The sequence below is a fragment of the Paraburkholderia terricola genome, from assembly GCF_900142195.1.
GTDB lineage: Bacteria > Pseudomonadota > Gammaproteobacteria > Burkholderiales > Burkholderiaceae > Paraburkholderia > Paraburkholderia terricola.
This window is the reverse complement of record NZ_FRAB01000076.1, coordinates 1-8,468: the sequence shown is the minus strand read 5'-3', so window position 1 is coordinate 8,468 and position 8,468 is coordinate 1. Positions and strand designations below refer to the sequence as shown.

Sequence of the window (8,468 nt, the reverse complement as noted above, 5' to 3'; positions counted from 1 at the left end):
GCCGCCGTGTCGAGCGTGAAGCTGAAGCCGGTCGTGGCCGACACATTGCCGGCCACATCGGTCTGCCGGACCTGCACGCTATTCGCCCCTTCGACGGCGCTGAAGGTGCTGTTCCAGTGCGCCCCGTTGTCGATGCTGTACTGGACCGTCGCGGCGCTTTCGACGCCACTGAGGGTGAGCACGCCGACACTGGTCACATGATCGCTGGCGCTGCTGCCGGAGTCGGTGTCGAGTGTCACGCCAGGCGCCGCCGCGGCCGTGTCGAGCGTGAAGCTGAAGCTGGTCGAGGCTGACACATTGCCGGCGACATCGGTCTGCCGGACCTGCACGGTGTTCGTTCCTTCGACGGCGCTGAAGCTGCTGCTCCAGTGCGCCCCGTTATCGACGCTGTACTGGACGGTCGCGCCACTCCCCACACCGCTCACCGCAAGCGTGCCGACATTGGTCACGTGATCGCTGGCACTGCTGCCCGAGTCGAGCGCCAGCACCACACCCGGCGCCGCGCCGGCTACCGTATCGAGCGTGAAATTCAAGGTCGCCGCAGACGACACGTTCCCGGCGACATCGATCTGCCGGACCTGCACGCTATTCGCGCCTTCCATCGCGCCGAAGCTGCTGCTCCAGTGAGCCCCGTTATCGCAGCTGTACTGCACCGTCGCTCCGTGCGCGAGCCCGCTGACCGCGAGCGCGCTATCGCACGTGACGTGGTCCGCGGCCGAAACGCCAGTGTCATGCGCCAGTGTGACGACGGGCGCAGGCGGCGCAATGTCGACATAGGCGGTCGCCCAACTCAGGGTGCCGTTGCCGAGCCGAATCGCATAGGTAAAACTGTCTTGCGCATATCCGACAGTGTTGAAACTGTTCGAGAGCCAGGCTGAATCCAGGTGACTCGCGTCATATCCCACCTTTCCGTCGGACGTGATCCAAAGGTGCGCACCGTGTGCGCTGTAGTCCGTGCTGACGGCTTCCGCCCTGGCGTTGTCCTGGGTCAGCAGGGCTGTTTGTTCGAGCGCCGTCGTGGCTTCGGTACCGGAGTCGATAGAGTAGAGCGTCTTGGCCGCTCCGCCGAGATCGTTGGCCATCACGTTAAGGTAGACGATACCGAGCGTATTGTCGGTGAGTCCGGTCTGAGCCGACGTGAATAGGTCATTGTTGGCTTGCGGCGTGTTGCTGATGGAAACCGTAATTCCATTGCTAATGGTCGTCATGATGTTCCCGTCCCCGTTATCGTTAATTCGTCTCAGCGTAAGATGCCCGTCGCGTGCGGTGCCGCAGTGCCACGCTTCGCCCGCAGTCTTCTCAGCGCTCGCGCAGCGCCGTTTCCCTGGTCTTGATCACAGGCTTGAGCAGGTAGTGCAGCACGGTCCTGCGCCCGGTCCGGATATCGACCGTAGCGATCATGCCCGGCACGATCGTGACCGGCTCACTTTGTCCACTGGGCCTGTTCTGCCTGGTGCGAACCAGGATTCGGTAATAACTGTCAGCTTTCTCGCCTGGTCGTTCGGGCAACAGCGTGTCGGCGCTGATGTCCTCCACGGTCGCAGGAAAGCCTCCATAAATGGAGAAGTCATAGGCGGAGAGCTTGACCGTGGCATCCTGCCCTGGATGCAGAAACGCGATATCCGACGGGCGCACACGCGCTTCGATCAACAGCGTATCGCCGAGCGGGACGATCTCGAGCAGATCCATGCCGGGCTGAACCACGCCGCCGACGGTATTGATCTTGATCTGCTTGACCATGCCCCTCAGCGGAGCCCGCACCAGCGTGCGCGTGACACGGTCTTCCAGCGCGATATTGGCCGCGCTCAGAGCCGTCTGCTCGGCCCGGGCCTGATTCAGGTCCTTCATCGCATCGGCACGGAAGTGTGCAGTCAATTCATCGATCTTCTGGCGAGCCTCGCGATAGGCGGCGTCCAGCCGCGGCATCGCGAGCCGCGTCGCATCGAGGTCGCCTTTCATGTCGTTGGCCTGACGTTCGAGCCGAAGGACTTCGACATCGGACACTGCTCCCTTCTGCACAAGCGGGCTCGTCAACGCCAGTTCCTTTGCGACCAGGCCGTAGCTTTGTTGCAGTTGCGCTTCACGTGAGCGCTTTTCCGCGAGTTCCTGGCGACGTTGGTCAGTCTGTTGCTTCAGCACGGCCAGATTGGCCTGCAATTCGCGCTGGCGGGAGTCGTACAGTGATCTTTCTTCTTCCAGCAGCTTTGGGCTTGTCTGCTCCAACTGGCGAGGCGCAACGAAGGAGGTATTGTTCGCCTCCGCGGTGAGGCGCGCAATTCGGGCAATCAAGGCGGAATCCTTGGCCTGCCCCTCCTTGTACGACGAGGTAAAACGCGTATCGTCGATGCGCATGAGCGGCTGGCCCTTTTGAACAACCTGACCTACGCGGACCATGATTTCGGAGACGATGCCACCCTCCAGGTTCTGCACCACTTGCACCCGGCTGGACGGAATCACCTTTCCTTCTCCAACGGTCACTTCGTCCACGTTCGTGACCGCAGCCCAAATGAACGCGGCGACGAAGAAGGCCAGCGTCGACCAGAGAATCCAGTGGGTGAAATAACGCGGCCCTTCCATGGCCGCTGCGCAACTCTCCCGCATGAACGCCGTGTCGTCCGGGCGTGGCTTGATGGCTGCGCCAATTCGGCCGGCCAGCTCCTTGAGCCCGAGGCGGCGGCACGCCGGCGATGGATCCCCGCCTTCAGGCTTAGCCAGTAGCGACATGGAGCTTCCTCCCTGCAAGGGCAGCCAGTACCTGTTCCTTGGGCCCATCGGCGACGACGCGGCCCTGATCCATGACGATCAGGCGATTGACCAGGGTGAGCAGCGAGGCGCGATGCGTGATGAGCAGCAGCGTGCGGCCTTCGAGCTCGGTCGCGAGTCTCGCTTTGAACAACTCTTCGGAGCGGTTGTCCATCGCGCTGCTGGGTTCATCGAGCACCAGCACCGGTGGCGAGAGCAACACTGCGCGGGCAATCGCGATCGCCTGTCGTTGACCGCCCGACAACGCTTCGCCGCGTTCACCCACGGCCAGGTCGAAGCCGTTCGGCAAGCGGTTGACGAAGTCGCTCACGCCCGCAATTTGCGCGGCACGCAGCACGGCGGCGTCGTCCGTACTGGGTGCACCCAGTACGATGTTCTCTCTCACGCTGCCGTTGAACAGCATGACATCCTGAGGCACGTGTCCGATGCCCCGGCGCAGCGCCGCAGGGTCGAACTGACGCAGCTCGACGCCATCAACGAGCACATTTCCCGAACTGGGCGGATACAGTCCCAGGATGAGCCTCTCGATCGTGGTCTTGCCCGAGCCGACGCGTCCGATGATGCCGACGCGCTCACCCGCGACGATGCGGAACGACACGGCATCGAGCGACACGCCACTCTGGCTGGGATATGAAAAGCTGACGTTCCTGAACTCGATGTCGCCGCGCAACGTCGGACGATGCACGAAGCTCCTGTCAGCCGGACGCTCGCCGGGCAGTTTCATCAACCCATCGATCGATGCCAGCGCATTGCGGGATTGATGATAGCGGGTCAGGAGCGTCGCCACCTGACTCATGGGTGACAACGCACGGCCAGTGAAAATAGTGCAGGCGATCAAGCCGCCTGTGGTGAGCTTGTCGTCAGCGATCATGTAGACGCCGCACAAAACCACGGCGAGATAGGCGGCCTGCTGGGAGAACACGGCGAAGTTGACCGCGCATCCCGACAGAAAACGTGACCGGAGTCCGAGCCTCGCCATTTGGCCGAGCAACTGTTCCCACTTGGCTTGCATCGGTCCTTCCGCGCCAGTGACCTTGATCGCTTCGAGACCCACCAGGGTTTCGATCAGAAGCGCTTGCCGTTGGCACGCGTGGCGCTGACTGGCCTGCACGGCCCGTGCAAGAGGCCCTTGCACGGCAACGCCTACGCCGATCACGAGAGGCAATGCCATCAACGGCAACCATCCGAGTGCTCCGCCGACCCAGAACATCGCCACGATGAATACAACCGAAAACGGAAGATCGATCAGGGCAGCCGCGGTGGCCGAAGTGAGAAACTCCCGTACGGCTTCGAACTCTTGTATGTGGGAAGCGAACCCGCCGACGGAAGGCGGCCGCACGGTCATCTGGATGCCGAGTACTTTCTCGAACATGTTGGCGGAGAGGATCACGTCGATTTTCTTGCCCGCGACGTCGATGAAGTAGCCGCGCAATGTACGCATCAGCAAATCGAACACGATCACCAGCATGATGCCTGCCGCCAGCGCCCACAACGTCTCAAGCGTGTGGTTCGGCACCACCCGGTCATAGACGTTCATGGTGAAAAGCGGCATGGCTAACGCAAACAGATTGACTAGCATCGAAGCAACCATCACTTCGGCGTAGATCGGCCACGACTGCCCCACAACGCCCCAGAACCAGTGGCATGGGCGAGGCACCGTACTCTCCGCGCTGTGCTGGTCGAACCGGTGAGCGCGGCGGGCGAATAGCGCATGGCCCGCATAACGTCGCTCCAGATCCTCCAGGCTGACCTCTTCTTCTCCGGCGCCTGTTTCGGGAAGGATGATCTGCATGCTTCCGCAGGTGTTCCTGCGTACCAGCACGCATGCCTGCCTGTCGTTCAGCAGCAGGACTGCAGGCAGGACCAGGTCGGAGATGCGTTGTAGCGAACGCCTCGAAAGCCGGGCGGACATGCCCACGCGAGCCGCTGCCCGAATGAAGAGCGCGGGCGTCAACCGGTGGTCTATCAGCGGCAGGCCGGCGATAAGGGTGTCGGCCCCCACCGGCTGGTTGAACAGTCGAGTCAGGATGAGAAGGCAACCGAGCAACGGATCGTTGTCGATACCGGACGTCGGTGGCAGGTCCCACCCCCGGGTGGCAGGCTGTCCCACTGGTTCCGCGGCGGCTTCTGTTGCGGCGGAATGCATTTACAGCACGCCAGCATGCTGGTGACGGTCTGATTGACGCGGCAGCCCGATAGGCGCTGAAGTCCCCGCTGTGAAGCGCTCGTTCTTGCACATGATGTACCCCGTCGATGTTTGTTTTGTGTTTGTTGTTCCGCGTGACTGCTTATCTTGGTATCGAAGGCAGGTGCAAGTACTGGGCCATGTGCGGTGGCTAGGCGGCGAGACACAACGACGAGCCGCGGCTATAGGGAGGAAATGAAGCAGACGGGCATGCCGGTCTCAGAAGTAAGACGGATTTCCGCACGCGGAGCGACAGAGCCGCTATGCGCGAGGCACCACGATTCCCACTGCCCGCTGCGGAAACCGGGGTAACTGGCCGAATAAGCAATGAGTGCGGCGACAGTCGAGTCGGCGTCCAGGACGTGCCAGTTTTGAGACATCCGTCTTGCGTGGCGCACCTCCGGCTCCGCCTGATGGGTGTCCGCGCAACCAGCACTTAACGGGCACCAACGTCCGTCTGTCGCGGCGCGCGCCCGCTGCAACGTGATGGGTGTTTCTGGAGCCCGCCTGTTAAAGGGCACGTTGCATTTTTGAAACGCTCTGTTGGCGGTCGGAAGGACCTGGCTATCGCGGTGGCGACGATATGCGAGCGACACAGCATGGCAGGCATCAGAAGCGGTCGAGTTGTCCAATGGAAGCATGTCGGGGTGGGTCGCCGATTGTGCCGTGAGCTTCCGGTCATCGACCATGTCTTTGGTCTGCGCCCGAAAATATCGGCCGTTCGCTGCCACGCGCGAGCAATACTTTCTCAGTGCTTGGCGCCGCGAAGGAGCGATTTTGACGTGCCTTTCCTTTCACCGCGCCTTCAATCGTGCGCCCTCGCACGCATGCCGCTAGCATTTGGGTGTATCTTCCGGGATGACCTGATGACGGGTCATTCATGCGGCTCTGGCGAGGCAGCGATGACGGACCGGGATTCCCGGTACGAGATCATCACCGACGAACGTGCATTGGCCGGATTGCAAGCCGATTGGGACGCGTTGTGGAAGCGCGCGGCGGGACGGTACTACCTGTCGTTCGTGTTCTGCTGGACTGCGTGGCAGCAGGTAGCGAAGCCGAAGGGCAGAACATTGCGCTGCATTATCCGGCGCGACGAGGGCAGGCTTGCCATGGTATGGCCGCTTGCCCTGCATCACCGACTCATATGGGCCAGCCTGGTTCCGCTGTCCCCGGAGGCCGCCGATTACTCGGACATACTTATGGAAGCGCGTGCCGGGACTCTCCCGTGGATTGAAGGCGCCTGGCGTATCGCGACTGGGCACTGCGGTGCCGACTTCGTGCACCTGCCATACCTCCATGAGTCGGCGGACCTTTACCGCATCGCGGGGCATGACCGGTCGCTCGTGATGCGGCAGCGCCACATTTCATACGTCGCGAAGCTCAGCATGGAATGCAGACGGCACGACTGGACATCGTTCTGCGATTCGCTGACCGCGCTCCAGCAAAGCAAAAAGCCTGGTTCCATCGCGCGCCGTCTGGCGAAGAAAGGGCGGCTGGATGCGTGGCTGGTAGACCCGTCAGACAAGGGCGCCGTTGCGTCTGCCATCGACCTGATGCTTGAATGGAAGCGTGACTGGAGCGATCGTGTCGGCAAGCATGGACAGTGGGTGGCGTCCGTTCACTACCGGAACTTCCTCGTCGAGTGGCTATCGTCGCCATTCACAACTGAAGCCCATCTGCTCGTTGTCGCGCTTGACGGCGCGCCGCTCGCGGCGCTGGTGTTCAGCATCGACAACCGCTGCGCCAGCACCATCATTTCAGGCTTCAACCAGGCGTACCGGAACCTCTCACCCGGTTTGCTGGCGTTCGAATACGTTGTGCAATGGGCGTTCGACCGACAGTTCGACCTCGATTTCGGTGCAGGCACGGAGCAATTCAAGGAATGCTGGGCCCGCGGCAACCTCGCGAGCGTCTGGACGCTACGGACTGTCAGTTCACCGTGGGGGTGCCTGGGAGTCCGTGCCCTACACCTGCAGCATGAGGTGATGTCGCATGCGAAGGGAACCCTGCAGGCCTTGCGTAAAACGTATTGAACACGTCTCGGATCTCGCTGCGGCGCACACGTTCCCTCATCGCATCACCTGTCGATTTTCCGATCACGACGCCCCGGTTACTGAGCGATGTCTTCCTGCACGACGAGCGCAAATCCGCAAATCACTCGTTCCGCTTCGCCGATCGCTTAGCAGGCCGGTGAAATACCTCATGTAGCGGTCATCCGGGACGCAGGCGTAAACGTTGAACTGATGTCATCAATGAGAGCGAGATGGAACGGATGCGTGGGCCAGATGGTTTTACCGAGTCAATGTTCACGGTGTTGAAGCTGGACGATTTTGTGCCGAAGGACCATCCCTTGCGTCCGATTCGCATCTGGCTCAATGGCGCGCTTAAACGCATGGACGATGTGTTCGCGCGGATGTACGAGGCTGACGCGAAAGGAGGTCGGCCGAGCATCGCGCCGGAGAAGCTGGTGCGAGCTCTTTTGCTGCAGGTTCTGTATTCGATTCGTAGCGAGCGCATGCTGGTGGAACAGATTTCCTACAACATGCTGTTCCGCTGGTTCGTCGGCCTGCCGATGGACGGGACCGTGTGGGACCACTCGACGTTCAGCAAGAACCGCGACCGGTTGCTCGAACACGATGTGCTGGTGTTGCTGTTCAACGAGACAGTCGAGACCGCGCGCGAGCGCGGATATCTTTCTGGGGAGCACTTTAGCGTCGACGGCACGTTGATTCAGGCATGGGCCGGGCATAAGAGCTTCGTGCCGAAGGCAAGTCCAGACGAAGACGACACGCCTCCTGACGAACCGCCAGCGCCGAATGACAACTGGCACGGACAGAAACGCAGTAACGAGACGCACCAATCCACGACGGACGAGCAGGCACGCCTGTTTCGCAAGAGCAAAGGAACCGGAGCGATGCTCTGTTATATGGGCCACGTGCTGACAGACAACCGGCATGGCCTGGTGGTCAACGCGCAGGTGACGCTGGCGACGGGCACCGCCGAGCGCGACGCGGCCGAGCTGATGCTTGCCGATGCCGCAAGTGTTGCGCCGCTCGGCATCACAGTCGGCGCGGACAAGAACTACGACACCGCCGGTTTCGTGGCCAGTTGTCGAGCGAACCGTGTGACGCCGCATGTGGCGCAAAACGATGGGCGTCCAGGAGGTTCAGCAATTGACGAGCGAACTACGCGCTGGCCGGGCTACGCGGTCAGCCAGCAAAAACGTAAACGCATTGAACAGGTGTTCGGATGGGGCAAGACAGTCGGGCGAATTCGACAAGCGATGTATCGGGGACTTGAACGCGTAGACCAGCTCTTCGTGCTGACGCAGGTCGGCTACAACCTGACGCGTATGCGCACACTTGCCGGTTGAGGGGCTGGAAGCAATGGATAACACCGATATGGTGAACCCCCGAGTAACGCCGAATGCCCGCAATCGTGTTCCGCGTTTCAAAAGTGCAAACCCAGCATCCGTCGTAATGCATCTGAGCGCATCAACGACGGATATTTCAACGGCCTG

5 protein-coding genes are annotated in these 8,468 nt (G+C 61.4%); 2 read left to right on the top strand and 3 right to left on the bottom strand.

The genetic code is table 11. The annotated features are described in order from the left end of the window. From BUE39_RS34665 to BUE39_RS32630, 3 genes are all read right to left on the bottom strand, one after another. On the bottom strand, positions 1-1,208 hold a 1,208-nt coding region (locus BUE39_RS34665), incomplete at its 3' end, for an Ig-like domain-containing protein (RefSeq protein WP_235005017.1). A gap of 91 nt (positions 1,209-1,299) precedes the next feature. Further along, positions 1,300-2,724 carry an HlyD family type I secretion periplasmic adaptor subunit gene (locus BUE39_RS32635; RefSeq protein WP_073432795.1) on the bottom strand — a complete coding sequence of 475 codons (1,425 nt, stop codon included), beginning with the start codon at positions 2,722-2,724 and terminating at the stop codon, positions 1,300-1,302. Then, positions 2,708-4,909 carry a type I secretion system permease/ATPase gene (locus tag BUE39_RS32630; RefSeq protein ID WP_073432793.1) on the bottom strand — a complete coding sequence of 734 codons (2,202 nt, stop codon included), beginning with the start codon at positions 4,907-4,909 and terminating at the stop codon, positions 2,708-2,710. Before BUE39_RS32630 ends, BUE39_RS32635 begins: the two co-directional genes overlap by 17 nt. A gap of 941 nt (positions 4,910-5,850) precedes the next feature. Here BUE39_RS32630 and BUE39_RS32625 point away from each other — a divergent pair. Together BUE39_RS32625 and BUE39_RS32620 are read left to right on the top strand one after the other, a co-directional pair. Continuing rightward, on the top strand, positions 5,851-6,981 hold the full coding sequence (locus tag BUE39_RS32625) for a GNAT family N-acetyltransferase (protein ID WP_073432791.1): 1,131 nt from the start codon (positions 5,851-5,853) through the stop codon (positions 6,979-6,981). A 239-nt stretch (positions 6,982-7,220) separates the two neighbouring features. Further along, positions 7,221-8,321 (top strand): IS5 family transposase, encoded by a 1,101-nt coding sequence (locus tag BUE39_RS32620; RefSeq protein WP_073432307.1) that lies wholly within the window; start codon positions 7,221-7,223, stop codon positions 8,319-8,321. Positions 8,322-8,468 lie beyond the last annotated feature (147 nt).